Source organism: Delftia sp. CH05 (assembly GCF_009827015.1).
Lineage (GTDB): Bacteria > Pseudomonadota > Gammaproteobacteria > Burkholderiales > Burkholderiaceae_C > Comamonas > Comamonas tsuruhatensis.
The window spans coordinates 113,240-137,842 of record NZ_WUMG01000010.1 but is presented as its reverse complement, the minus strand read 5'-3'; the positions used below and the strand labels follow the sequence as shown (position 1 = coordinate 137,842).

33 protein-coding genes are annotated in these 24,603 nt (G+C 61.0%); 9 read left to right on the top strand and 24 right to left on the bottom strand.

All coding sequences use genetic code 11. The features are described from left to right. Positions 1-2: 2 nt before the first annotated feature. The 20 genes from GRX31_RS11130 to GRX31_RS11035 all read right to left on the bottom strand — a co-directional run bounded on the left by GRX31_RS11130 (position 3) and on the right by GRX31_RS11035 (position 15,601). Complete coding sequence (locus tag GRX31_RS11130; RefSeq protein ID WP_160852669.1) at positions 3-347, bottom strand: DUF1799 domain-containing protein; 345 nt, start codon at positions 345-347, stop codon at positions 3-5. Positions 348-415: 68 nt separating this feature from the next. Further along, a complete protein-coding gene (locus GRX31_RS11125; protein WP_160852667.1) occupies positions 416-784 on the bottom strand; it encodes a hypothetical protein in 369 nt (122 codons plus the stop codon). A 73-nt stretch (positions 785-857) separates the two neighbouring features. Beyond that, entirely contained in the window at positions 858-1,790 is a 933-nt protein-coding gene (locus GRX31_RS11120; RefSeq protein WP_160852665.1) for a phage tail tube protein, read from the bottom strand. 38 nt (positions 1,791-1,828) lie between these two features. Continuing rightward, a complete protein-coding gene (locus GRX31_RS11115; protein WP_160852663.1) occupies positions 1,829-2,011 on the bottom strand; it encodes a hypothetical protein in 183 nt (60 codons plus the stop codon). Further along, positions 2,008-2,403 carry a hypothetical protein gene (locus GRX31_RS11110; protein ID WP_061288442.1) on the bottom strand — a complete coding sequence of 132 codons (396 nt, stop codon included), beginning with the start codon at positions 2,401-2,403 and terminating at the stop codon, positions 2,008-2,010. The genes GRX31_RS11115 and GRX31_RS11110 overlap by 4 nt, the downstream gene beginning before the upstream one ends. After that, a complete protein-coding gene (locus tag GRX31_RS11105) occupies positions 2,400-3,032 on the bottom strand; it encodes an HK97-gp10 family putative phage morphogenesis protein (protein ID WP_160852661.1) in 633 nt (210 codons plus the stop codon). Before GRX31_RS11105 ends, GRX31_RS11110 begins: the two co-directional genes overlap by 4 nt. Then, positions 3,025-3,372, bottom strand: a complete 348-nt coding sequence (locus GRX31_RS11100; RefSeq protein WP_160852659.1) for a head-tail adaptor protein — start codon at positions 3,370-3,372, stop codon at positions 3,025-3,027. The genes GRX31_RS11105 and GRX31_RS11100 overlap by 8 nt, the downstream gene beginning before the upstream one ends. Positions 3,373-3,382: 10 nt before the next feature. Then, the gene (locus GRX31_RS11095; protein ID WP_160852657.1) at positions 3,383-3,928 is read right to left on the bottom strand and encodes a hypothetical protein; all 546 of its coding nucleotides are present in this window, start codon (positions 3,926-3,928) and stop codon (positions 3,383-3,385) included. Between the two features lie 2 nt (positions 3,929-3,930). Next, positions 3,931-4,275, bottom strand: coding sequence for a hypothetical protein (locus GRX31_RS11090; RefSeq protein WP_160852655.1), 345 nt, complete (start codon positions 4,273-4,275; stop codon positions 3,931-3,933). A gap of 50 nt (positions 4,276-4,325) precedes the next feature. Then, positions 4,326-5,639: a phage major capsid protein gene (locus GRX31_RS11085; RefSeq protein WP_160852653.1), complete on the bottom strand. Its 1,314-nt coding sequence runs from the start codon at positions 5,637-5,639 to the stop codon at positions 4,326-4,328. 68 nt (positions 5,640-5,707) lie between these two features. Beyond that, positions 5,708-6,661 (bottom strand): S49 family peptidase, encoded by a 954-nt coding sequence (locus tag GRX31_RS11080; protein WP_160852651.1) that lies wholly within the window; start codon positions 6,659-6,661, stop codon positions 5,708-5,710. Further along, positions 6,658-7,830, bottom strand: a complete 1,173-nt coding sequence (locus GRX31_RS11075; protein ID WP_237426655.1) for a phage portal protein — start codon at positions 7,828-7,830, stop codon at positions 6,658-6,660. The genes GRX31_RS11080 and GRX31_RS11075 overlap by 4 nt, the downstream gene beginning before the upstream one ends. Positions 7,831-7,935: 105 nt before the next feature. Further along, positions 7,936-8,151: a hypothetical protein gene (locus GRX31_RS11070; RefSeq protein WP_202396552.1), complete on the bottom strand. Its 216-nt coding sequence runs from the start codon at positions 8,149-8,151 to the stop codon at positions 7,936-7,938. Continuing rightward, complete coding sequence (locus tag GRX31_RS11065) at positions 8,148-9,905, bottom strand: terminase large subunit (RefSeq protein WP_337193882.1); 1,758 nt, start codon at positions 9,903-9,905, stop codon at positions 8,148-8,150. The genes GRX31_RS11070 and GRX31_RS11065 overlap by 4 nt, the downstream gene beginning before the upstream one ends. A 7-nt stretch (positions 9,906-9,912) precedes the next feature. Further along, on the bottom strand, positions 9,913-10,437 hold the full coding sequence (locus tag GRX31_RS11060; RefSeq protein ID WP_061288460.1) for a P27 family phage terminase small subunit: 525 nt from the start codon (positions 10,435-10,437) through the stop codon (positions 9,913-9,915). 683 nt (positions 10,438-11,120) lie between these two features. Beyond that, complete coding sequence (locus GRX31_RS11055) at positions 11,121-11,555, bottom strand: hypothetical protein (RefSeq protein WP_043819329.1); 435 nt, start codon at positions 11,553-11,555, stop codon at positions 11,121-11,123. Then, positions 11,542-11,853 (bottom strand): hypothetical protein, encoded by a 312-nt coding sequence (locus GRX31_RS11050; protein ID WP_160852645.1) that lies wholly within the window; start codon positions 11,851-11,853, stop codon positions 11,542-11,544. The genes GRX31_RS11055 and GRX31_RS11050 overlap by 14 nt, the downstream gene beginning before the upstream one ends. Positions 11,854-12,240: 387 nt before the next feature. Next, positions 12,241-14,697 (bottom strand): VapE domain-containing protein, encoded by a 2,457-nt coding sequence (locus GRX31_RS11045; RefSeq protein ID WP_160852643.1) that lies wholly within the window; start codon positions 14,695-14,697, stop codon positions 12,241-12,243. A 77-nt stretch (positions 14,698-14,774) separates the two neighbouring features. Beyond that, positions 14,775-15,062: a hypothetical protein gene (locus tag GRX31_RS11040; protein ID WP_235264139.1), complete on the bottom strand. Its 288-nt coding sequence runs from the start codon at positions 15,060-15,062 to the stop codon at positions 14,775-14,777. 14 nt (positions 15,063-15,076) lie between these two features. Then, positions 15,077-15,601, bottom strand: coding sequence for a phage regulatory CII family protein (locus GRX31_RS11035; protein WP_160852641.1), 525 nt, complete (start codon positions 15,599-15,601; stop codon positions 15,077-15,079). Positions 15,602-15,652: 51 nt separating this feature from the next. Here GRX31_RS11035 and GRX31_RS11030 point away from each other — a divergent pair, with 51 nt between their 5' ends. Continuing rightward, the gene (locus tag GRX31_RS11030) at positions 15,653-15,988 is read left to right on the top strand and encodes a hypothetical protein (protein ID WP_160852639.1); all 336 of its coding nucleotides are present in this window, start codon (positions 15,653-15,655) and stop codon (positions 15,986-15,988) included. A 280-nt stretch (positions 15,989-16,268) separates the two neighbouring features. After that, positions 16,269-16,541 (top strand): hypothetical protein, encoded by a 273-nt coding sequence (locus tag GRX31_RS11025; protein ID WP_160852637.1) that lies wholly within the window; start codon positions 16,269-16,271, stop codon positions 16,539-16,541. A gap of 243 nt (positions 16,542-16,784) precedes the next feature. Here the strand turns inward: GRX31_RS11025 and GRX31_RS31160 are convergent, their stop codons facing one another. Then, positions 16,785-17,051, bottom strand: a complete 267-nt coding sequence (locus tag GRX31_RS31160) for a YdaS family helix-turn-helix protein (RefSeq protein WP_160852635.1) — start codon at positions 17,049-17,051, stop codon at positions 16,785-16,787. Between the two features lie 72 nt (positions 17,052-17,123). Here GRX31_RS31160 and GRX31_RS11015 point away from each other — a divergent pair, with 72 nt between their 5' ends. The 7 genes from GRX31_RS11015 (at position 17,124) to GRX31_RS10985 (ending at position 22,359) form a co-directional block, all read left to right on the top strand. Next, the gene (locus tag GRX31_RS11015) at positions 17,124-17,813 is read left to right on the top strand and encodes a LexA family protein (protein WP_237426654.1); all 690 of its coding nucleotides are present in this window, start codon (positions 17,124-17,126) and stop codon (positions 17,811-17,813) included. Between the two features lie 123 nt (positions 17,814-17,936). Continuing rightward, the gene (locus tag GRX31_RS11010; RefSeq protein WP_160852633.1) at positions 17,937-18,230 is read left to right on the top strand and encodes a hypothetical protein; all 294 of its coding nucleotides are present in this window, start codon (positions 17,937-17,939) and stop codon (positions 18,228-18,230) included. A 252-nt stretch (positions 18,231-18,482) separates the two neighbouring features. Continuing rightward, positions 18,483-18,821, top strand: a complete 339-nt coding sequence (locus tag GRX31_RS11005) for a hypothetical protein (RefSeq protein WP_052155259.1) — start codon at positions 18,483-18,485, stop codon at positions 18,819-18,821. Then, on the top strand, positions 18,814-19,143 hold the full coding sequence (locus GRX31_RS11000) for a hypothetical protein (protein WP_160852631.1): 330 nt from the start codon (positions 18,814-18,816) through the stop codon (positions 19,141-19,143). Before GRX31_RS11005 ends, GRX31_RS11000 begins: the two co-directional genes overlap by 8 nt. After that, entirely contained in the window at positions 19,140-21,578 is a 2,439-nt protein-coding gene (locus tag GRX31_RS10995; RefSeq protein WP_160852629.1) for a ParB/RepB/Spo0J family partition protein, read from the top strand. The genes GRX31_RS11000 and GRX31_RS10995 overlap by 4 nt, the downstream gene beginning before the upstream one ends. Beyond that, positions 21,575-22,105 carry a hypothetical protein gene (locus GRX31_RS10990; RefSeq protein WP_160852627.1) on the top strand — a complete coding sequence of 177 codons (531 nt, stop codon included), beginning with the start codon at positions 21,575-21,577 and terminating at the stop codon, positions 22,103-22,105. The genes GRX31_RS10995 and GRX31_RS10990 overlap by 4 nt, the downstream gene beginning before the upstream one ends. Continuing rightward, positions 22,102-22,359 (top strand): hypothetical protein, encoded by a 258-nt coding sequence (locus GRX31_RS10985; RefSeq protein WP_160852625.1) that lies wholly within the window; start codon positions 22,102-22,104, stop codon positions 22,357-22,359. Before GRX31_RS10990 ends, GRX31_RS10985 begins: the two co-directional genes overlap by 4 nt. Positions 22,360-22,532: 173 nt before the next feature. Here GRX31_RS10985 and GRX31_RS10980 read toward each other — a convergent pair whose 3' ends face one another. The 3 genes from GRX31_RS10980 to GRX31_RS10970 are packed head-to-tail and all read right to left on the bottom strand — an operon-like array spanning position 22,533 to position 24,402. Further along, positions 22,533-23,072 carry a dCTP deaminase gene (locus tag GRX31_RS10980; RefSeq protein WP_160852623.1) on the bottom strand — a complete coding sequence of 180 codons (540 nt, stop codon included), beginning with the start codon at positions 23,070-23,072 and terminating at the stop codon, positions 22,533-22,535. Beyond that, positions 23,069-23,875, bottom strand: coding sequence for a dCTP deaminase domain-containing protein (locus GRX31_RS10975; protein WP_160852621.1), 807 nt, complete (start codon positions 23,873-23,875; stop codon positions 23,069-23,071). The genes GRX31_RS10980 and GRX31_RS10975 overlap by 4 nt, the downstream gene beginning before the upstream one ends. Beyond that, positions 23,875-24,402, bottom strand: a complete 528-nt coding sequence (locus GRX31_RS10970; RefSeq protein ID WP_160852619.1) for a dCTP deaminase — start codon at positions 24,400-24,402, stop codon at positions 23,875-23,877. The genes GRX31_RS10975 and GRX31_RS10970 overlap by 1 nt, the downstream gene beginning before the upstream one ends. Positions 24,403-24,603 lie beyond the last annotated feature (201 nt).

The window sequence follows — 24,603 nt, the reverse complement described above, 5'->3', positions numbered from 1 at the left end:
TGCTAGTCCTCCTTGCTTTGTTCTCGGATTTCATTCATGGCCGCGAGCGCGCCGCGCTCCATGACCATCAGGCCCACCATGACCTTGCGGCGCTGCCGCTGGGGCACGAACATGCCCAGCCAGGCCGAAGCGCAGGAATAGTTCAGGCCCATGCGGGTGCCATCCATGCCCGCGAAATGCCACTGCGTTTCCAGCGCCCGCCAGGCCGTGACAACGGGCCAGTTATCGCGGTAGATCCCGAATTCCTCGGGGGGCTGCTCGACGGCCGCGCGCTGCTCGGCAATGGCCTGTGCCACGCGCTCGATGTCCCCGGCCGGCGCCCCCATCGCGCGCATTGCATCCAGCATGGATTCCTGCGGCGCGAAGGGATCGGCCGGCGAGGGGCGAATGCCCGCCCACCAGCGCGCGGCCTCGATCAGTTTTTTTCTTTGGCGCCCGCGTTGGTGCGCAGGTACGTGATGGCCGTTTCACGCACGGCGGCAGGCAGGCGCATGAACGCGGCCTTGTTGTCCGGGGTGAACTCGACGGGCATGCGCTGCAGATCCTTCATTTCCCAGCCCACCAGGAATTCGTCCACGACTTCCGCAAAGGGCTTGTTGTGCAGTTCCTGGCGGCGCTCTTCATCGGAGCGCTGGAAAATCGCCGTGAACGACTCTTCGCGCCAAGAGCCGCTTTCGGTCTTGACCTGAATCTTTACGGTTTCCTTGAAGGTTTCCGAGGGGGTGAGATTGAACATGGATGAACTCCAGAGTTGTTGAAAAGGGAAGCGGATGCGGTGGCGCACGGCGACCCGTGCGAGCACCAAAAGCAAAAGGCCGCACAAGGCGGCCTCTGGCGACAGGGGAAGGGAAATCACGTCAGCGCACGATCAGCACCAATTCGTCATCGCCGACGATGGGCACCAGGTCGAAGGGCAAGGCCATCATTGCCACGCCCTGGTCATCGCTGAGCGTGAACGGGCCGGGCTGGATGTTGGGCATCTGCAGCTCAACGATGTTGCCGGGGTCCACACCGTGGACGATCACGGCCGCGCCGCGCTCGCTGTTGCGCACGATCTCGGTCCAGTCCTTTGTCGTGACCTTCGGAAACTCCATGGTGATGGAGCCCGTGGGCTGGCGGTCGGGGCTGGCCGCGCCTGCGCAGTTGATCAGTTCGCGCCAGTTCAACTGATTGGCCAGGTTGACCGAAAACGCGCTGGTGCAGGCGCTGTGCCCGAAGATCGTGAGCGTGGGCGTGTTGGTCTTGCCAACGACCTTGGGCTGCATGAACTTCGAGTAATCCACGCCCGTGGGCATGGCGCCCTCCTCCGGCTTGGAGTAGGCGCCCAGGAACTCGAATTTCATGACGGGGATGCCCTTGGGGTTCAGCTCGAAGCTGACCGTTCCCTTGGCGTCCACGATCTTGAACAGCGTGCCATCCAGATAGCCATACAGCGTCAGCAGCGGCTCACCGCCGCTCACCAGCGTGTACTGCACATCGGTGCCGGCCGTGACGGTCTCCGCGAAGCCACAAGCCTGCAGCAGATCGCCGTAGGCAGGCGCCACGCCTGGCGTGCCGCTCCCGGCGATTTCCACTTCGCACGACAGTTTGCGATGCTCGCCGGCCGTGAGCTTGCCGCTGTTGCCCTTGTAGGGGCGGATCAGATCGCGCGCCACCTGGTCGGCCGTGATGGGCTCGGGCATCAGCGCCCGGCACAGGATGGCATTGGCCGCCGCCGTGGGCGTGGCCGCTGCGCCCGCCGCCGTCTGGACCATGGCCAGCAGCAGCATCTGTTTCATGGACTTTGCCATGGGGGTTCCTTTCAGAGGTTGAGGGATCGGGCCAGCGTTCAGTCCTGCGGTACGCGCAGGCCGGTGTCGGGGTCGCGCACGTAGCGGCCCGCCTTGCCGTGGAACTCATCACGGGGCGGCAGCGCGGTGGCCTGGTGGTGCGCGGGCTTGGCCGGCTTGGTGCTCTGCGGGGCCGGTGCAGACGTGTGCACTGCGTCGTCCTTGTCTTTCTTTGCCGTCATGGCGTGTCCTTTGCTGTGGTGAATCGGGGCGTGCGCAAGCGCACGATCAGGGCGCGGGCATAGACCTGCGGATCGTCTTCATAGTCCGCGTCCTCGCAGCCCACTTCCCATTGGTAGTGCTCCATCGCCTCGACAGCTGCGCGAACGCTGCCGCCGCCGCTGGTCGGCAGCAGGGTGTCCAGCTCGACCGCGCTGCGGCTGAGCACGATCACCGTGGCGTCGTGTGCGTCGTAGCCGCCGCCGGCGCACCATCCGGGCTCCGGTGCCGTCTCGACGCTGAAAACAGCCGCTGGCCAGGTAGGACGCGCCGGCAGTTCAAGCCACCATGTATTGCCCAGCGCAGACTCCAGTACAGGCAGCAAACGCTGGTGGATGCTCGGGGCTGCCGTCATGCGCCTCCCTTCTTTCTTTCGCTGGCCAGGTAGCGCTGCAGCGCCCGGTCCATGGCCGTGATGGCGTTGTCACGCTCCTGCTGCAGCGCGGGCTCGATGAACGGTTTGCGGCCAACCACGCCCTGCGAGGCAGCACGCCGGCGCGCTCGCAGGCTTGTGGCCTCGTACTTGCGCGTGCGCACTACCACGCGGCCATTGCGAAGCCGCTGCGTGTATGTCGTGACGCCAGACTTGACCGATGCAGGCACCACACGGCGGCCGGTCTCGACCCAGCGCCAATAGAACGGGTCGTTGTCGCGCCGCACCTTGATGCGCCCCCGGCTCACGACCAGGCGCTTTTGCCCCTTGGCCTGTACGCGCTTGGTCTGGTCACGGCCGTGGCGCACCCCGATGTGGTACTGCGCCGTTCCGTCCGGGGCGTTGGGCTCACGCTTGATGGCGATGTTTTCGACCATGGCGCCGGTGATCACCGATCCGTTTGCCTTGGCAATCGCTTTGGCGCGTTCCGTGATCACCTTGCCCCCGGCGACCACCATACGGCGCGAGACCTTCTGCGCCATGTCCTCGCGGACTTCGCGGAAGGCTGCGGTCAGGTCGGGCACGCCTGTGACATCGGGTTTGTCAGCCATCGCGCACCCCCGTTTCGCAGGTCAGGATCAGCGTTTCATGGCGATCCGCCAGATCTTTGACATGTCGAATCTGGTAGTACAGACCACGACTGACCACGCGCATGCCGGCCTTGATGCCATCGCGCCACCGGAGTGTGAACACCTCCGCAGATACGGGCACCTCACCCCCCGCCGCCTTGGTGGCAGGGCGCAATGTGCCCGAATCGCTGGTGTGCCCGGCATAGATGCCATCCGTTGGCGTGACCGGAATCCATACCTGCTCACTGCCGCCTGATTTGTCCTTGCCCTGCTGGAGAGCCTCGATCACGATAAGGCGCCTGAGCCTTCCTGATTGCAGCATGGGCCACCTTTCAGAATCGGGGCGGCACGGCGATCTCCGCCAGCATGCTGCCCAGGAATTTCAAGGGAAGTTCGGAAACAATGGTTCCGGTCACCAGGGCTTCCCGCTGCTGATACAGCGTCCCCGCCTGCAGCAGCAGCCAGGTGCGTACCGATGGGTATGCGTCAAGATCGATCCCGGCCACGTACTCGATGCGCAGACGACCAGGCGGTCGGCCGCCCGCAAAAACGAGGCGGCCGACACGCTGATCCACCTCCAGCTCGAAGCCCTCGACCGGGACCGGATCTGCCCCAGCGCCCAGCATGCTCACGCTGCTGACGGACCGCACCTGGCCGACATCCAGCGCATTGCCCAAACGGTCTTGCGGCCAGTCTTCGACATACTCGGCAGTACGGATGGCCGCCCCTGTTTCCGCCTCGCACATCTGCGTCACGCCCGGCACGATGATGTTTTCCACCAGCGAGCGCTGCAGGTCATCGATGTGCTCGCGGCACCATTGCGCGACCTCGGCGGCAGTCAGCACGGGATCGCCTGCGTAACGCTTGCGTCGGGCCATGGTCAGGGCCGGTCAGCGTTGAGGTTGCCCGTATCGCCCGCCCCTGCCTCCGTGCTGGCAGCAGCAGGTGCAGCGACAGGCTGCGCGCCGTCACCACCGTTTTCGGAATCCCCCGTTTGCGCTGTATCACGCGCTGCGGACTTGCCGCCGCGCCCCGCGCCCCGTGCACTGCGTCCGCTGGTTGCTGCACCGCTCGCAGTGCCCGATTTCTCGGCCACCTCGCCCGCTTCCAGGCGTTCCGCCTGGTCCGCCGGAAATGCTGCGGTTTCGCCCGGGTTGTAGCCGCGCCAGTGCTTCAGGAACACCACCGCAACGATCTCTTGTTTGCCTGCTTCTTGCTTGCTCATCGCCTTGTCCTTTCGATTGGTTGCGCCCCGGCGCCTGCCGGGGCGTCATCTCACATGCCCGCGCCCCACTTCACCTTGGCGCCGACCGCAACGGACTCGACGTGACGCACGCCGAAATCGTTGTGCGCGATCACACGCACCAGGGTCTGATCTCGCTGGAAGGCGGACACCATGTTTCCGCCCGCGTCCTTGTAGGAGGCCTCGGTGCTGTAGGCGATGGACAGCTGCCCCGTTTCGCCGATGTAGCAATCGGAGAAGTCCACGAAGTAGATTTCCGACTCATCGCCGCCGGCGCCCAGGTTCACCGGGATCTGCGTGGACAGGCCGAAGCGGTAGCCCTTGAGCTGGCCCTGATCGATCTCGGGATAGGCCTTGTTGCCGTTGCCGTCGCGCAGCGACTGGAGCCAGCGGATGGTGCGCGGATGCATCAGCCAGCCGCAGTTGGCCATCGCGGCATTGGCGGCTTCCAGGCGCAGCATCAGGCCGCCCAGGAACAGGTCGATGGCCTTGAGGTCCGGATCGACGGGCGCGTCCACCACGTTGCCCGGCAGCGCCCAATAGCGCAGGCCTTTGGGCAGCAGCGCACTGCCCGCAGAACGGATGTAGTGCAGATCCTCGGCCAGGCCGGTGCTGATCAGCAGGTCATTGGCCACGATGCTGTCCACGCGCGGATTGATGCCAGCAAACGACAGCAGGTCATTGCTGATCGGCACCAGGGCGCCCATCTTCTTGGCCTGCAGCTTCATGTCCGCGAAGGTCATGTCGGTCACCGGGATATCGGTTTCGGTGCCGATGTAGCCCACCACCGTGGAGTCCTTGATGCGCGGCAGCGTCATGTTGCCGTTGACCAGGGGCAGGCTGACCGCCCCCATGGACCGCACGACAGAACGAGGGCGCAGCGCCTCGATCACCGAGGCGGCCATGTTGGCGGGGATCAGCACGCCACCCGCACCTGGAGTGACCGTGCTCAGGGTCTGCACGATGTCTTGCCCGAAACCGCCCTCTTGCGCCATCTGGGCCGCATGCTGCTGGTTGCCACCAGCAGCGGCCAGCAGCCGGGCCACCTGGGCGACGGATGCGCCCGGCGGGGCGTTGTCGGTGACAGTGACGTGGGCGCCGGCAAGCGGGCCGTTGATGCCGCGCGCACTTTCGTTGACGGGCACCGCCGCTGCAGCATTGAGGCGTTCGGCGGATTCGGCGCGTGCAATCTTGGCGGACAGCTCGCCGATTTGGGTTTCCAGCGATGTGAACTGCTGCAGCTCTTCTGCAGACAGTTGCTCGCCGGCGGCATCCTTCTTTGCGAGGGCCTGCAGCGTTTCATTGAGCTGGGCGCGTTCGCTACGCAGTTGGGTCACAAGGGACATGGTTTTGCTTCCTAAAGAGCAATGAAAAAAGCCCGCCGAGGCGGGCCGGAAAACTGCCGCGAACGCGGTCAGATCTGGGCTTGCAGATGGGCTGCAGCAGCACGCACAGCCAACCGGCCAGGCGCGGGGCGATTGGCGCGGCTTTCGACCACGGCACGGGTGATACCGTCCAGTGCATCGGTGGGGGTCTGCAGCCGGTCGGCCAGGCCGGCGGCGATAGCTGCCTGGCCACGGTAGAGACCGGCCTCGGTGGCGCGCACGACAGAGGCGCTCAGGCCCCGGTACTCGGCCACGGCATTCACGAACATGTCATAGCCTTCGTTGACCAGCTCCTGCAGGAACTTCATGGACTGTTCTGTCAGCGGCTCATGCGGCGACAGGTCGTTTTTATGCGCGCCGGCATACACGGTCGTGACCTTGATCCCTTCGCGCTCCAGCATGGCCGAGCGGTCCATGTGCTTGGCGATCACTCCGATGCTGCCCACGCCGCTGGTTCGGCTTACCACCAGTTCGGTACAGGCCGCACCGATCAGGTAGCCCCCGCTGTAGGCCGAGAAATTGACCAGGCCGATGATTTGCTTTTGCAAAGCCATGGACCGCAGATCCGCCGCCAGCTCGAATGCGCCGGTGGCAGCGCCCCCCGGGCTGTCGATGTCCAGCACGATGCGCTCGACCAGTGGATCAGCGACCGCCTGGCGCAGCTGGCTGCGCAGATCCTCGTAGCTGGTCATGGTTTCGCAGACATTGAGGTGCGCCGCACGGCTGACCAGCAGCCCATGGACCGGGATCACCTGCACGCCCGTGGCCTGCAGGTTGGCCCGGCGCCGTTCTTCCTCGCGGGCAATGCGCGACTCATAGTCGTCATCGTCGTGCCACATGCGGGACTCGGCCACCGGCGCCATGTTGATGATGTTGAGGCTCATCACCTGATTGGCCCAGCGCACCGCCATATCCATGGCATCCGGGGTAGTGAGCAGCGGCTGATTGAACAGCAGGCCCGCTGCGCGAAGATAGCTTTTCATTGGATCAGGAGCCTTTCGATTTCTTGCCGCTGGATCTCCAGCTGTGCCCGCACTGCGGGATTCTTCGGATCGGGCGCCGCAGCACCCGCCGCAACCATGTTGAGTGGCTGCAGGTAGGTATCGCCCCCGGCCACGGGCGGCAGGTTCTCCAGGCGCCGGATGTCGTTGACCGAGAGCCAGCCCCATTGCCGCCCGATGGCATAGGCCTCATAGCGGCTCTTCTGATCGCCACGCATGAGGCCCGACAGGTTGAATTCGATGAAGTAGCGCGGACGCTCATCGTCCAGCAGAAAGTCGCGCATCATGGCCTGCTCATGCCGCTTGGCCCAGGGCAACAGTGCGAATACCACGAAGTGAATCAGCAGCTGCTCAATCGTGTTGTAGTTGGCCTTGTCCAAGTCGTTGACCATGGGCAGCGGCACCTTGTAGATGCGCGCGGCATCCACGCCCGACAGCTTGAGGATGGCCGCCACGTCCGCGTCCACATTGCTCATGGACACCGGCTTGAACGTCATGCCCTCCTGCAGCAGCGCCACTTTCCTGGCGTTGTCCACGCCGCTGAATTTGCTGCCCCACTGGTTCACGATGGAGTCAATGGTGCCCTGCTCCTTGATCGCGGCCACTTCCTTCGGCCGCTCGATCACCCCCGACAGCGTGACGCCATTGGCAAACGACTTGCCCGTGTATTGGCGTACCGCCTGAGCCAGGCCAATGGAGTCGGCGTGCAGCTCGATGGGGGACAGCCCGACATAGCCATTGTGGCTATGCCAGCGCACATGATGGACCAGACGCATGGGCAAGATCTCGGACACGCCAGCCACCCGGTAATAGGGCAGCATGTCAGGTCCCTTGAGCACCGTCACCTTTGCCGTATCCAGAGGCCACAGTTGCGCCACCTGGCCGTCCTGCCCACGCTCGATGAACGTGTACGAATTGCCGCGCAGCCCTGCGGACATCTGCGACAGCTCCACCCGGTCATACGGCGTCTGGAACGGGTTGGGCGTGTAGCGCAGCACCTGATACAGCGGATGGCTGCTCGCCGACTCGCGTTGCCCGCCGCCCTTGCGCTCGTAGAGTTCAAGCGGCAGTTGCGCCAGGCTTTCGGCCAGCAGCGTGACGCAGTTCTGAATGATCGGCAGGGCCAACGCAGTTTCTGGCGTCACGCGCATGCCGGAGCTGCTGCGAGCAGCCCCGATCAGTCCACGCCAAAAGCCGCTGGAGCCATCAGAAACCAAGCCCTCATTGGCGCCAACCAAGGAAGAAAAGAACATGTCTTACCCCTCCCCTCGCGCAGCCGCCAGCGCAGCCAAGCCAGATGCGGCGCGGTCAACGCGCCAGGCGTAGGCAACCAGGGCGACACCCGCCACCACCATGGCCGTTGGTGGATGCATGCGCCAAATGCCCGCCACCACCAGGCCGAAGCCCAGCAGGCCGCACAGCAGCGACAGCAGCACCAGTGCCATCCGAAAACTCGGCAGCTGAAACGTCATATCTTTATCCCCTTGTCATAGACGGACGGGCCGCCCAACTTGCGACCCTTGCCGCTGATGCCACAGGCCATGATTGAGGCCACAACGCCGTCAATCCGGCCCACGGACTTGGCTTTGTCTACCTTGCGGTTATTGGCCGGGTCATGGGTCAACACCGCATTGGCGGCGTTCCACGTCAACACCGGGTTGCCGTCATGGCGCAGTTGCTCCACTTCGGCGAGTGGTTCGGCCGGCTCGTCTGCACTTCCCGAATCCACAGGCGCACCCAGCAGCCGGCGTTCAAACTCATCGACGGCCGGCCCGAAAGACTCGTACCCCTGACCGAAGCCAATCAGGGGCGGCAGCGTTATCCCGTGCTCGGCCATCAGCTGAATCACATCTTCGATACGCCAGCGGTCGAACGCGATGCGCTCCAGCCCCGTGAAATAGGCGCTGATGGCCTGCAGGCGCCGCAGCACAAACAGCCGGCTCACCGCTCGGCCTGGTGTTGTCTCCAGCCAGCGCTCGGCAATCCACTGCCGATAGGGCACCTTGTCGCGCTTCTCCCGCTCGTCCAGGTCGTGATCTGGAATCCAGAAATACGGCATCAGCCGCCAATAAGGATCTTCCAGCGTCGGAAAGAACAGCAGAACGAAGGCCGTCAGGTCGGTCGTACTGGACAGGTCCAGCGCGCCCACCGCCTTGCGATGTCGCAGCAGCTGCAGCGGCACTTTCCCCTCTGCCGCCGCCCATATCTCCCAGTCGAGCCAAGGCGATTCGGCCTGCGTCCACACACAGAAATTGAGGCGCAAGACCTTGGCCAACTTCGCCGGCATGCCTCGCGCGTTCTGCACCTGGGCACGCAGATACTGATAGCCGGGGATGCCCTCGCGCTGCCCTGCCAGGCGAAAGCGCAGCGACGGGTTGACCTTCGGCCAGCACCGTTCGTCTTTGAACGGGTCATCGCCCTTGTCCAGCGAGCAGATGAAGCCAAAGAAATGGTCATCCTGTGCACGCCCAGTGCACACGTCTGCACCGTAGTCGTGGTACTGGCCGCACGGCGTCGTCTTGTCGCTGCCGCTATTGGTGATCATCACCACCATGGCACGCCGGCGGCTCTTCATGCCGGCCACCATCATGTCGATCACCGTCGCCGTCTTGTGCTCATGCACTTCGTCGATCAGCCCGACATGGGGACGCGGGCCGGACTGCCCCTCATCTGCAGAGATGCATTTGAAGAAACTGTTCGTCTCCGCATAGAAGAGGTTCCAAACCTTCTCATCACGACCCGACTGGACCAGGCGCGATTGCAAATGCGGCGACTGGTTGACCATTGCCACGGCATCGCGGAACAGGATCTGCGCCTGGTCCTTCTTGGTCGCGGCAGCGTAGATCTCGGCGCGCTGCTCTTTGTCGGCAGTCAGGCCGTACAGCCCGATTCCAGCGACAAGCGGGCTTTTGCCCGACCCCTTTCCGGTTTCGATGTAGACAACGCGGAAGCGCCGGTAGCCGTCCTCGGTGTACCAGCCGTACAGACTGCCCACGATGAACGCCTGCCAGGGGGCCAGTAGGAAAGGCCTGCCTTCGTATTCGCCGCCGTTGAGCTTGAGCACATCCTCGAAAAATCCGATGGCTCGATCTGCTGCCGCCTGATCCCAAACCAGGCCACGCTTGTGTCCCTGCTTCAGGTCCAGCAGATGGCGCTTGCACGCGGCCCGCACATATGGCCCCGCAATGATTCGCCCCTGCAGCACGCGGCGGGCGAACTTCTTCACTCGGCAGTCAGAAGTAGCGAGCGGCAGCGTCCTTTTCGTCATTGCCGAACAACTCCCCTTGCGGTGCCGCTTGGGCCTTCATGTTTCGTCGCGCCAGGGGCGACATACCGAACAACGCGCCGGCGGCATTTGCCCGCTTTTCGGCATCGTTGGCGAGTTGCCGCCACACGCTGATTTGCTTGGCGCCCGTCGCATAGGTCTGCACATCGCCGGCCTCGGCCTGCTCTGCATTCTTCTTGACGATCAGCGCGCGAAAGCGCCGCCAGTCCGCCACCGCCTCGCAGTAGGACGAAAGCGCCATTACATCGATACGGTGCACCCAGCCCAGCAGCAGCAAGTCGGGCATCACGCGCTTCCACTCTTCGCGGGCTTCCGGCGTGAGCACCTCGGGCATGTCGGGCTCGCTGGCGGAAACCGTGTTGGCCTCCTGCTCGCGCAGCAGTGCAGCCGCGTCTTTTTTTCCGGGGTTGCCACCCGCCAGATGCAGGAACGGCGGTTTTGCACTGCGCCCGGAATTGGCGTTTCCAGCCATTGGGGTGCCTCCTGTCGTATACCCCCCTCCCCATATTTCCCGCATTTTGCGTACGGAGAGGAACGGTCGGTCTCTTGCTAAAAAGGGCGAAAGTTTTTCACCCCCCCTACCCCCTCGGAGCCGGTTTTGGGGCGGATCGGGCCAAAAACGCCGAAATCGTCGATGCGGCGGGCCGATTCCACGGGTGACGCGGGTCCAGCGGCCGACCATCAGGTGCACAGCCGGCAATGCGCCCGGACTTCTCAAGGCGCTGCTTGTCAGAGTCGTGGCACAGCTTGCACAGCGGCTGCCAGTTGGACCGACTCCAGAAAAGCCGCTGCGCTTCGCCCATGCGCTCCGGGTCTCCAGATTCCCGGGCTTCAGCAAGGCGAGGCGCGACGATGTGATCCACGACCTGGGCCGGGATCGACTCGCCACGCTTTCCGTGCTCAGCACACAGCGGGTGATCCCGCAAGAACTGGTCCCGAGCAGCGCGCCATGCGGCACCGTAGCCACGCGACGAAGCGGAGCCTCGCCGCTCATCGTGGTCCTGGCGGCTGATGGCTCGGCGGGTCTCCGGCGTCATAGATGCTCCGAGGGGGACAAAAAGAAAAGCCCCGCCGGGTCTGCACCGGGCGGGGCTGGCATGTGTCCAGTGGTTGGGGTCACTGAGCACTAGCTTGCCGCAAATGTAGCCCAACTCTCTATGTTGTAAAACTCCCCGCGCGCCGCATGTACTCACGGCCACGCGCCAGTGCCTCGCGCTCTTCCTTGATGCGTTGCTGCTCCTGCAGCCATCGGTCGATGAACTGGTCTGCCTGGCCAAGCTGAGCATGGACAGTGCTCTGCCCCTTGCCCAAGGTGCGGGCGATGCTCGACACTCCCAGGTCTTGCAGGTAGTAGGCATAGACCGTGTCATAAAGATGAGCCTTCGCCTGCTCCATTGCCTGCACAGCCTGGTCTGTCTCCTCTGCTTCCTGCTCGACGTGCGGAATCTGGCTGCCGTTGTAGCTGTTGCGTCCCCAGACATCCACCGCCAGCACGTTGACCGTGTGATACCCCAGGCTGTTGCTGTCGAGCCTGGATCTCCAAAGTGCCCAGTTCTCCAGCCGCTGCCTGATTCGCTCAATGCGCGCCATGTGCATTCCCTTCCGGCTCACGCATGAACCCAGCGAAGCCAACGCCCAGGAGCACCGCAGCAGCCTGCAGCTGTGCCACTGTGCGGGTGCCGCTGCCGACCAATGGCGCCAGGACATCCATGGGCCAGGGCGTGCCGAGCACCTTGCCGCCCTCCATCGCATAGAACCACCCCGGCTCGCCGCGCAAGGATCGGCGGATGCACTGGTCCACGTAGTCCCTGCCCCACTCGACACGCTTCTGGTCCACCCAATCCGCTGTCTCAGGCATCCGGTCTCTCAAGCTGGCTGGTTTGTTCATTCCCAACTCCCCAACAGATCAACGGCATGGACGGCTGGTGGACGAGGGGAGGACGGCGCAAACCCGCGCCAATCCTCAATCCGTCCATCTGTCCATCCCGACCACAGAAAAAAATAAAAAACTGCCCGCACGCGAGCGCGCAGACACGCGCCCGCCTGTCCGCACACACGCCTATGTGCACACGTCTGCACGCGGCGGTGGACGGCTGGACGGATCGCCGATTCACCCATAAAAATCAATCACTTACGCCGTCCACCCCGGGGTGGACGAACGGTGGACGGCAGGACGGCGGTGGCGACAGGACCGGCAACGCGGATGCAGACGCATCCACTCAGCCGGGGCGTGACCAGCCCGCAAGGCATCCCGCTGTGCTCCACAGCGTTGAAATCAGATCGGGAGGTCATCACCCTCCCCCGGAGCGTCATAGGGCCACTGAGGCGCTTCCTGCGCAGCAGGAGCGGCCGCCAGCACCGGCGTGACTGCATCCTTGGGCTGCCGGAGAAAGCCGCGCTTGCGCAGGCCGGTGCTTTCCCTGTGCACCTTGAAGCCCAGCGACTTCATGGCATTGCTGATCCGCGTGTCCATCTGGCCTGCGTTGTCCACCCTGTCGGGCTTGATCTGCAGCACCTGATACAGCTCAGTGCGCGGGAAGAACTGGCGCCGCAACGGCGCGGGATCGTTGACGTGCAGGCCATCGTTGCCGTTGACATAGGCATCCAACAGGTCTTCCCATGGATCGGACCGCTTGAAAGGCTCCTGCTCAGGAAAGATCAAGGTCTTTTCCTCGTCCCTGTCCGGCCAATAGCGCTCGCCGGAATTGAGCCGGTGCAGCGCCTCAGCCAGCAATTGGCCGCGCATCTCGATCAATGCGTCCGCGTTGACCTGGCGCACCTCCAGAGGCCAAAAGCGGCGATCACCCGTGGCATCACGCAGGAAGGTGTCGGCATTCGTGGTGCCCACGTTGACGAAATGGCGCTTGGACTTGACCATCTGCGCGCCATACGGCGGGCGGAACCAGTCCTCTTGTGCTGAGAGGTATTGCTTGATCGCCGTGGACTCAGCCTTGTTCAGAGACTCCAGCTCGGCCGACTCCACAATCCAGGCCATCTGCTGGGCCAGCTGGCTGTCCTTATCGCCAACACGAATCGCGTTATCCGTGTAGTAGGGGTAGGCAATGGCTCGCCAAGCGGAAGTTTTCTTCAGGCCTTGGTCGCCTTTGATGATCAACATGTAGTCGAACTTGCAACCTGGGTTGATGGCCCGGTTAACCAATCCCATCATGAAGCACTTGCCGATGAGGCGCGTGTATGGACGCTCTTCAATGCCGTACACCTTCGTCAGCCAGTGCTCAAGACGCTGCTCACCATCCCAAACCTCAGCGCGGATCAACTCCTCAATGGGGTTGTATTTGTCCTGCAGCGCTGCCATGACAGCACCGTCCCGCAGCGTGCCCTTGGAGTTGATGTTGAGCGAGTGCGACTGCAGCAGATACTCGCCCAGCATCATGTCGTCCTCTTCATCCCAGGCGCCCGCCTCCCGTCCCCATGGCGCCTCGCGGCTGCGGTCTACGGCCATCGTGAAGGTGTTGTATCGGGCCAGGCCTGCCAGGGCTGGGTCCAGCTGAAGGCAATACATCACGTTGGGACGGCAGTCCATGTACGAGTTTTTGCCCCACACCAGCTTGTCATAGAGCGCCGTCAACTCGCCGTCATGACTCGGCTTGCGCTTGCCCTTCTTGGGCTTGTCGGCATCGCCGCCGTCCGCGGCAGCAGTCTCAGCAGCACCTGCCGCAACAGCATCCCCCCCAGCGGGAGCACGCTCGTTCGCGCGATTTGGTTTTGGGGGCTGGAGCACGATGCCCAGCACGCCAGCGAGCCACTTCAAGGCCTCGGCAGGCTTGGACGTACCCGGACCCCACTCCATGACAAGATCAATGGGCGAGCGGCGGCCTCCGCGCGCATCGCCCATATCCGCCACACCCCAATCCATGATTCCATCGTCCATTCCATCGGTATGGATGGAGATGTCTTCTTGAAGGTCTCGGCCCAACGCTTTGGATGTGATGCGATAGCCCTTCGGGCTCTTTTGCTCACGCCCTCCAAACAGGGCAGGCACCCAGACGTGCAAGGCACGCATCGCCTGCTCGTTGACGTGAGCAAAATCATTGCGGCCCTCACCGACCCCTGCGACCTGCTGCGCTGGCCGGGAAGGCTGGGGAGATCCAGGCGTCTGCCGCTTTTCCTTCGCCTCTTGAATCGTGGCGTGCATGCGGCGGATTGCCGATTCATCCGCCTGCGACACCTCCAAGGGCGTGCCCGCCACATGCCTGCCCGTGACCGTGAAATACTGCCGCTCGCAAAACATCTCCACGCCGATGTCATTGCTCTTGGCCGTCTGCGTATGCCCCTGCAGGTACAGATGCACGCCCGTGCCGCTGGGAGAAATTTCCGTGAACGTGTGGAAGGCCGCAATGATCTTTTTGCAGCGCTCAGACATCTCCCCGGTGGCTGGGTCCACATGCTTGTCCAGGTCAATGCCAATCAGGCCATCGCCCGGCAGGAAGCCGAAGCCGATCCCACTCCACGCATCCGCAAGCCCCTGCTTGCGCTCGAAGGCCGAACGCACCACCGGCAGTGTTGCAAGCCGCTGGCGGTCCCTGTCGCTGCCCTGATCGCCGGAACGGCGTCCACCGCCCACGTAATAGGGCACCTTGAGCCATGCCGAGCGACGGGCATCCCATTCAAACTTCCACAGCACCCATTGCTGACGCTGCGCAAGTTCAGCGGGAATGCTGTCCCACACCGGGACCGGGGCGGCGGGCAATGCTGGCTTTTCGTCAGACATAGCGGCCTCCACGCACCCACGAAAACATCACATCGGCGTCCCCAACACCGACGACATGCAACGAACCCATCAGAGAACTACCCCCAAAGTTGAATGGCCTGTGCCAGGCCGAAAGCCGCATCGTTCGCGGCGGTTTTTGAAATTGGTTGGGGCAGGCCATACTCGGCTGCCGGCCTGTTGCGCCCTGGCACCTTGCGCTCCCCGCAAATGACCAGGCGGCCATAGCGCTTCATGTTGGCCACCGTGGTGCGGGCCGCAGATACCGCGACACCAGCGACAGCAGCCGCCGCTGAAATCTCGCTGAGCGTTGGACCGCGCTCGGGCGTCCAAAGGCTCTCCACCACATGCAGCAGCGTGGTGCTCACTTCGCCTGCAGGCCTCATGTGAAGTCCTCCGACCGACCAGCAGCACGGCGCGCATTGCGGCGCAGGCGCCACAGCAGCTCGATGGCCTGCATGCATTGCGCCTCCAGCTCATCACACTCTCTGCCATCAATCCGGCCGTCGGCTGTCGCGCTCATGCCAATCGTTGCGAGGGCACCGTTATGAGCAGTGATCTGCAGCAGCTTTTCCCGAATGGCCGAAGACTCACAGGCCCACCCGCCCTCAGGTGGTGGAGGCAGATATGCCGCCGCCATAGAAAACCGCGCATTGAACGATTGAAGCCAACGGCGCGCATCGACTCGGCCTTGATCAATCAGCCACTCGGTCAACAACTCAAGCATCTCTGTGCTGAGCGTTTCACCATCCGCGCCTCGCAACCGCCTTCTCAGATCTTCAGGGTGGATTGAGCGTTCGCGGCGCTCCGTCAGAAAGGCAGCAGCAGCATTCACACCCCCCTGAGCCTGACGCACGGTGTTGTAAAGAACGTCACGCCAATCGGCACTCACATACCGGTAAGTCATTGCAGATGCCCTAGAAACTGTTTTCCGCAAAAAGCTTCAAGGCACAATGACTTGCCGCCATTGGCATTGAAAGGGAATGATGTGAAAACAGTGAATCCGTTTGACACGAAGATTGAGGTACAGAAGTCCATGCCACATTCCGTCCGGGATGCGGCGATTGAATTGACAGACACGCTGGACCTGTGCTGGGCAGCAGCCCAGGCCGTCTTTGAAAAGAAGGCCACCCCTGAGCACGCACTTGCACTGCTGCCCATGTTCATGGAGCGCGCAGACGCGAAGCGTCAACAACAACTAGCCGAGATTCGGAAAGAAACGGTTCCCGAATCCGAACCTGAGCAAGTGCGTGTAGCTCCGGCGCGTCGGCGCGGCTCAGGAAAGGCACGCTGACTTCTGCAAGCAGAACATCATCCTTGCAGGCCATTGCAAGGATGTTCATTTGCGAATCCGATTCGGACAATGATTTCTTCAAGGACATACGCGCTCCCCTTGAGCAGTTGAAATTTCAGGATGGCGACAACCCGCAATGCGCAAGACACTGCGGGCATGACGAAAAGAAAGCCCCACTCCAGCAAGCAACGTTGCCGAAGGACTGGAGTGGGAAAAGGTGCCCGCTGCACCCTGAGCTACGATGGAAGCTCCAACACAACCAATGTCAAGGAGGACGGGCATGAAACAAGACATCGACCGGTCACACCAGCAGACCTTCGACCAAGGACGTTTGCGAGCGTTGGAGCTGGCATTCACAACGTTTATGCGCATGCAGGACACGGTGCCGCTGAAGGTATTCAACGAAGTGTTTGCCAAGAACGTAGAAATTTGGACCGAGACCACCTTGGATATTCCGGTCAGCGACCAATACCGTGCTGGCATGGACTTTGGTTCTCGGCTGCTGCTATCTCATCTTTCGAAAGAAGCCCAGCAGCGCGACGATCGAGGGTGACTCGAGCGGTAGTCCGCTCGACGCGGGCACACGCCGCTGCCAGCCATTTCACGAACAGGGGCACAAGTGCGCCGAATTGGCATCGTGGCTCAGCCATGGGAACCCTCCTGTGGACGAATAAAAAAAAGCCCCACTCCAGCCAGCAACGCAAGCCACACACGCCTTCCCGCGCGTGCAGCACCAAGTTGGGGAAGGAGACGAATCCCGGGCGACGTTGCCGGGAGGCTGGAGGGGGAGAAAAGGCTATGCACTGGTGTCTCCCACCGTATGAGCGCCACGGCGCAACAGAACGTCCCAGCGCACACACGGCCTCAACTGTTCACAGAGAACCCCAGTGCCCTCCTCGATGAGAGGGCAGTACTCAGCTGGGACTCCGTTCCCAGAGTCCAGCCAATACGACACATGCCCCTGCTTCTTGCCGAGGAGACGAGCAAGCGCGGCTTGGCCACCTGCCTTCTTGATGGCAGCAAGGAGCGCGTCGTGAGGATTCAAAGCAGTTTGTTGGTTCATAACAAGCTGCTTTGTATCTTACTACAAAGAATTTTGCAACCGACAAAACAAAGAAATTTGTAGCATCAGTCCATGCCTGAACAGAATCCACAACTTGCCGAACGCATCCGCATAGCCATGGAACGTGCCAACACGCCCAGCCAGAGCGAGCTAGCACGTGTGGTGGGCGTGAAGCCGCAGGCAATTCAGTATTTGCTGGACCCTAAGAACAATGCGACCGGCAGCAAACACTTGGTGAAGATCGCAGAAGCACTGAAAGTGAGTGCTGTATGGCTTGCGACGGGCCAGGGGGAGCCGACGGATGTATCTGCTCCCTCGAACATTGAACCCGGTCCCGATGTCCGACAGGGTGCTCTCTATCCGCTCATCACCTGGGTGCAGGCTGGCGCGTGGAATGGAAACTGCGAAGCATTCACCCCTTATCAAGCGGAACACTGGTACATGAGTCCGCACAACCTCGGCCCGCGAGGCTATGTGTTGCGCGTTAGAGGCGATTCCATGACGAATCGTCAAGGGCGCTATTCCTTTCCCGAGGGGATGCTGCTGTTTGTCAATCCCGACAAAGACCCCACTCCTGGTCAGTTCGTGATCGCGCGAAGAGAAGCCGACAACGAAGCAACCTTCAAGCGCTACACGGTCATCGATGGCAAACCGTACCTTGAAGCCATCAATCCCGACTGGCCGCACAAGTACCTGGAAATGAAACCCGGAGACACGTTCAGCGGGATAGTTGTGGATGCATCTTTCGGAACGCTTCCTTGATCTACAAATTGCCTTGTTGACACAACCAACAAATTGATTTGTAATTCGCCTGCCTGAGCTATCGCCCAGGCGGGCGCACTGGCCTGCATCGCCGCGCGCCCTCCACCGCACAGGAGGCCCGGCATGCAATGCAGCAGTACAGCAGACAGTGCACACGTCTGCACCCTCTCTCTCGCCGTAGACACGACGCCGCTGCAGCGGCACATCCAGCAGCCTGAACGCCTGCTCTGGCCCTATCGACTCGCCGCCATGTGCGACGCCGCCAATGCGCGGGTGCAGCAAGGCATCCTGCACGCCGCCGGCGAGGCATACATCGCCCTCGACATCCCGCCCCCGGACTGCCACGTCATCGACGTGCTGATGTCCATCCCCGGCCTGGCCGGCGTCGAGCTGACGGACGACGCAAGGGGCGAGTGATGACCCTCTACACCGTCACATGCGGCCGGACTCGCCACACGATCCGCGCCACGGGCGCAGCGGATGCCATCGCCCGCGCCATGGACCTCTTCGGGCACGGACATCCCATCAGCGCAAGGGCAGCACGATGAGCCGCCCGCCCATCCAGATGGAAGGCCCATACCTGCCGCGCCGCGTCCGCCGCACTGTGCTGCGCTGGCTGGTCCTGGCCATGTTCGGCGCCCTCGTTGCCATCAAGTTCGGGGGCGCGCCATGGCTCTGATCCTCATCACCGGCACCCTGGTGCAGGACGCAGAAGTGCGCACGCTGCCCCAAGGCGTGGACAGCACACCCATGCCGGTCCTGTGTCTGCTCATCGACAGCGACGGCCCCGGCCAATTGCCTGTCAAAGCCGAGCAGGTCTACCCGCCAGCAGCCCGCGCGCAGGCCCAGCAGCGCGCCAAGTCATTCAAGCGCGGTATGCGTGTATCCATCACCGCGCCCGTCCACCAGATCCGCCACACCTTGGGCCACTGCAGCGACATACAGCCCCTGCATGAGCCCGCCCCCATCCAACCCCAAATGCAACTTCTGGAGGCCGCTCATGGCTAAAGCAATCGTCATCGAAATCAAGCATGTCGGCCCTGGTGCAGTCCAAGTCGAATCGGATCTGCGCACACCCCGCGTAGGCGCACCTCTGGCTCCCCAGGAATCCGCAGCATTGGAAATGATCCAGCACATCCAGCGGCAACCGGCCTGCCGCCGCGTGATCTATGACAGCCCGCGCGTCGATCCCGACACAGCCGCCTGCGTTGCCCTGGTGCGCGATCTGCTGGACCCGGAGGAGTTCGGGCACAGCGTAAGCGCCGAGGTCCGCAACGCAGCGCGCCGCGCCATCGGCATCAAGGGACATCAGGAGGGCCTTGCAGCATGACCACCGCCAACGACAACCCGACAGCCGCACTACCCACACCCGGCGCCGGCGCGCTGATGCTGCATGTGCCCGTCCTGAGCATCGCCCGCAGCCTGCGCAACCCGCGCAAGCACTTCGACGCCACAAAGCTGCAGGAACTGGCTGAGTCCATCAAGGCCACGGGCGTGCACCAGCCCATCCTGCTGCGCCCGCTGCCCGAATCTCGCATTGCCGATGAGCAAGCATGGGCCAAGGCCGAAAAGCGCGAGCGCGCGCAGTATGAGCTGGTTGCAGGCGAGCGCCGGTGGCGCGCCAGCCAGATCGCTGGCATGGCAGAGATCCCCGCGATGATTCGCCCGATGTCCGACGCGGAGGCTTTGCGGGCCGCTGTCATAGAGAACCTGCAGCGCGAGGACGTGACCAAGCTGGAGGAGGCCGAGGGATACCGCGAGCTGCTGGATCTGGGCAATACCACTGCCGAAGAAATCGCCAAGGACGTGGGCAAAAGCCGCACCTATATTTTCAACGTGATGAAGGTGCTCGACCTGTGCGAGGAAGGCCGCGACGCACTGCGCCAGGGCAAGATCGATTTCAGCAAGGCGCAGTTGATCGCTCGCATTCCCGACGAAGGGCTGCAGCTCAAGGCGCTGAGCTACTGCGCGGAGGCCAACTACAGAGGCGACACCCCCAGCTATCGCTCCTGCGCCGAGCATGTCCAGCAAAACTACATGCTCAATCTGCACAGTGCCCCGTTCAAGATGACGGACGAGGCTCTGCTACCGGCCGCAGGAAGCTGCAAGGCCTGCCCCAAACGCACCGGCGCCAATCCGGACCTGTTTACGGATGTCAGTGCAGACGTGTGCACCGACCCCAAGTGCTACCGCGAGAAAGAAGAGGCCCACGCCATCGCCATCAAGCGCACAGCGGTAGAGCGCGGGCAGCACATCATCGAAGGCCGCGAAGCCAAGACCCTGATGCCAAGCGCCTGGTCCGGTGAAGTGGCCGGCTATCTGCGCCTCGATGACAAGCGCGACAGCCCCACCGAAAAGCCCCTGCGCAAATTGATCGGCAAAGCCATGGAAAGGCAGGGCATCCTGCCCACCCTGATCGCCAATCCCCACAAGAATGGCGAACTTGTCGCGGTGATCACAGCAGACCAGGCACAACTACTGCTCAAAGAGGCTCAGCAGGAAGAGGCTGCCGAGAAGATCCAGCAGGAAGCCCAACGCGAGCAACAGCAAGCCAAGTATGCCGCCGACCAGAAGCGAAAAAGCGATTACGAAACGCAATGGCGCTGGGACGTGCTCACCGAAACCTGGGCCGCGCTCAGCGAACTTGGCGGCGCGCCGGTGTCCGATGAATTGCTGCGCTACTGCGCCCGCAACATTGCCAGAACCTACAGCCAGGACCGCGCGAAGAAGCTGTGCAAGCTGCTGGATCTGGGCAAGGTTGCGCCCGTAGAGGGCCTCTTGCAGCACATCGCCGACAACGATGCGCCCGGCGACCTGCTGCAGCTGCTGGTGATGTATGGAGACGTTGAATACCGCCACTGGCTCAATGACGACGCCGACGCAAACAAAGGCCTGCACCTGGTTGCTGCGCATTGGAGCGTAGACATCGCAGCCGTCAAGGCCAAGACCAAGGCCAATCAGCGCGCCGCCGAAGCACAGGCCCAGGCGAAAGCAGCCGCGAAGGCCTCCGAATCTGCAGCTCCGAAGGCGGATCTACCCCTTGATCCCGCTGCGCGCGCTGGCGAGAGTCGCGCGAAGGGCAAAGCCAAAAAATCCCCCGCTGCGCGTGCGAGCGCCGAGCCGAAGACGACTGCCGCCGAAGCCTCGGCCGCTATCGCGGCCGCGCTCCAAGACCAAGATCAAGGTGCGGCTGCAGCCGCACAGGGCGACGACGCAGGCCCAGTCGCAGCTGACGCTGCGCAGGGCCTGCCGCCCTCCCCTGCGGCCGCTGATGTTGACCAAGCCAAGACCCCTGACACGCAGCAGTCTGCGCCCGCGCAGACTGCCACCGCTAACGATGGCCAGGACAGTGCGCACGCCGACACCGGGGCAGCAGATCAAGCAGCCACCAGCCAGGCGCCCACGTTCGCGGCCGGTGACCTGGTGCGCGTGAAAGCTGGCCTCAAGGGCACGACCGGGCGCCCGCGTAAAGAGTGCGGCCGCGTAGGCGTGGTGCGCCTTGGAGATCTGGCACTGATCGTGGAATTTGGCGCCGGCGTCGGCCAACGCACAGGCTTTGAGCCAGAGGAGCTGGAGTGCTACACAGCAGACCCCATCGTGGGCCAGCGCGTGCGCGTGCTCAATCCGGATAGCGCCTATCGCTGGCGAGAAGGCACGATCAGGGCATGCACGGCAGACGGCTGGAAAGTGGAGTTCTCGGGAAAGCCTGGCACCGTGGCCAAGGCTTCAATCTTCGATACCAAGGAACTGGAGAGCCTGGCATGAACGGACGCCGCAAACCTTTCCGCAGTCGCTGGGCGGGTCGTCCCGACACGTTTGCCGTGATCAATCACCACGGCACCAAGCTGACGAGCAAAGAGATCGCCTCCATCATCGACCCCGTGCGCGAATGCTTCGCGCAGATCCGCGCCGGTACAGCCACGGAGCTACATGCCACCGTCATGCACAGCACTATTCAGGTGGCCCAGGAGATAGAACGCGGGGGCATCGTCCACGGCTTGGCCGAACATTTCGACAGTGCCCAGGCAGCATGCGAAGCCTACTTCGCACGCTGCCGCACCGGCAGCGCATGGCATCCAAGCGCTGTGCACTTCTACGAGCTGGACGCTCTCACAACCGCGATTGACCTGCATGAATTCCAGTTGCAGCAGTTGACGGCTCACGAGATCCAAGAAGTGACGCGCAGGCTGATCGCTCGTACAGAGAGCGGCGGTGGCGAAATGCTCCAAGTTAATAGCGACCTCAGCACAACCAAACCGTACCGCAATAGTCGAGAGGAGGTATACGCATGATCGGCACCCAACCTACCGGCAACATTGACGGCGTACAAATCAGTGCGGTGAGCCATGAGGGGCTGAGCGTGAGCATCAATGGCAAGCCCGGGCGCTTGGCCATCATCACGGAGGATGGCCAAGTCATCGCCGCTGGCAAAGAGGTGGCACGCGAGGCGCAGGCGGTGGCTATCAACTGCTACCGCAACTTTTTGCAGGGTAAGGGTTTCCTACGTATTCTGAGCAAGCCTATCAACATAGGTTTATCAGAGTAAATGGACGAAGAAACTTAGATTGTTAATAACTCACCCTAAAAAATATATAAAGCAATTCAGATTAGATAATATTATTATACTGAAACATTAAATTTTCAAAATAACACTGGGCTATATAATCATGAAATACCCATCCAACATAAAGCACGAAAATTTCATGAAAATTGGCTAGCTCAGATAGAATCGAAATTTGGCAACGTAGGACCTTCCGCGCCCTGATAACGTCCGTTGTAAAGCTTAGAGGCCTCGCTGCTGCACCGAAAAACAAACATCTGGGCAACGATGGCACTGGGGCGAATTTCTATCGAAAACGGTGAGTGATTTATTAGTTCCAAGGTAATTTTTCCAGAGTACCCCGGCTCAACCTGACCATCATTCGCTGTGGCTGAAACGAAGATTCTAGCCAGACTTCCCTTGGTTTGTATCAGTCCGAAATATCCCGCTGGCATAATATATTTATCTTGTGAACATGCCAGAGCGCATTCTCCTGGACCAAGAGTCAACGTCTCCGTGATTGTCTCCAAATCACCAAAATACAATTTATGATCAATATGGGAACCATATTTAATAGAAGGCAGATCATCAACAGGCTTCTGCAGTCGATAAATCTTACGATCAAGGCGAATTTTTATTGAAAACTCTTCAACAAGCGCTTGATCGCAGATTTGAAGCGATCGTACGATACCTGCCAAATTTTCAGACACAACAATCATGGTTTATTTTTCGGACGCTGAGTAGGAGTAGATGCTGGCGAGCCAGTAGATGGGGTAGCCGATGTAGCCGATGTAGCCGATGTAGCCGATGTAGCCGATGTAGCCGATGTAGCCGATGTAGCCGATGTAGCCGATGTAGCCGATGTAGCCGATGCACTATTATTTGGGAAATATGGCTGCAAAACAAAGTGAAGCAACAAAGCAGCGCCGACCGACCCACTACAAAATAAAAATAAATACTTCGCAATAGAACCTCCATATGCCCTAAACCATCCTAGCACTCGACGTCCTATAGGCACAGGCTCAGCAACCAATATGCTCTTCTTCGTTATTGGCTCCTGGAATTGGGTAGTTTCAGTAGAGAAGAAAACAACAGAACCGAGTTTATCCCCCTTTTTTAATCTATGCTTAATTCCCGTAGTATTAAAAAGACGAAGCTTCAAATTCCCTTGAAAAGCAGGCTCCACTTTTGCAGGTGCGATAAGCACACCTTTATCCAAAAAAAGACTTCCGGTAGGAACGAGTATTCCATACATATTATATGGAACCCGGATTTCTTCTGCTGCAGCCACAACAACTGAGCCGTGCCTAAGTATCTGAATGCCTGCCTCGGTAATTTCGTGCATCGCATTCGATTCCGGCCCATACTTCTCACTCCACTCCTGACCTACGGTAAGGTCTATTGAGAATGACTCGACATCGGCCTTATCGGATAACCAAAGTAAGCTTTTATCAGAAGATGAGCTTTCATTGAAAATTTTGTAATCTTTTGTAGATCTCTTTTTAACATGGATAACGCTCACTACACTTGCCTCTCTTCGTTAGGTGAGTCTATACGACCTCTATTCCATTGCCCACGGTAGTTAGTAGAACCTTCTTGAACCTCAAACAACACCAAGTGACAGAAACGCGCCCCTTTTTCAATAAGAAAGCCATCCTCATGACTAACTGAAAGACCGAATGTCAGAGCCCCCTCGTACCCTGGAGGGGTAATACTAGTATGTAATTCAACACCACTACGGAAAAGAGTACTTCGGGGAAATACAACAGCAGCCATATTCTTAGGCAAATTCATGGTTTCCACTGTCGTCACCAAATACCACTTTTTTGGCTTTAAACTAAAAACTCCATCTGAATCATGATCCAACTGCGCGGCCTTCGGTGTTTTCCGAGTATCCACCAAAAGCGCCCCTCTGCCATATAAAGTATGGACAGTAGAGAGACGCAAATCAAAACCCACGCCTTCCGGATTAAAAATTTCTCTATCAGACAGATTTAGTATGGGCGATACTCCTTGCATAAGGTCGATGGCTTTTGGCGGAATTATCATTTTGGCAATCTTCTTTGCAGGGGTGATGATTTGCGCTCTCTATGCAAGAAATCTTCTACACAAAAGACTCCGTAGCATATACAAGCCGCTCAGGATGAGAAAACTGACCCCCAGCTGACTAGGCTAACCTCATGGCATCGCCTACCAAGCCCCTTTTTAAGGCCACGCAGTTGGTCGCAAGATGTAGACAACTAAGGCTAG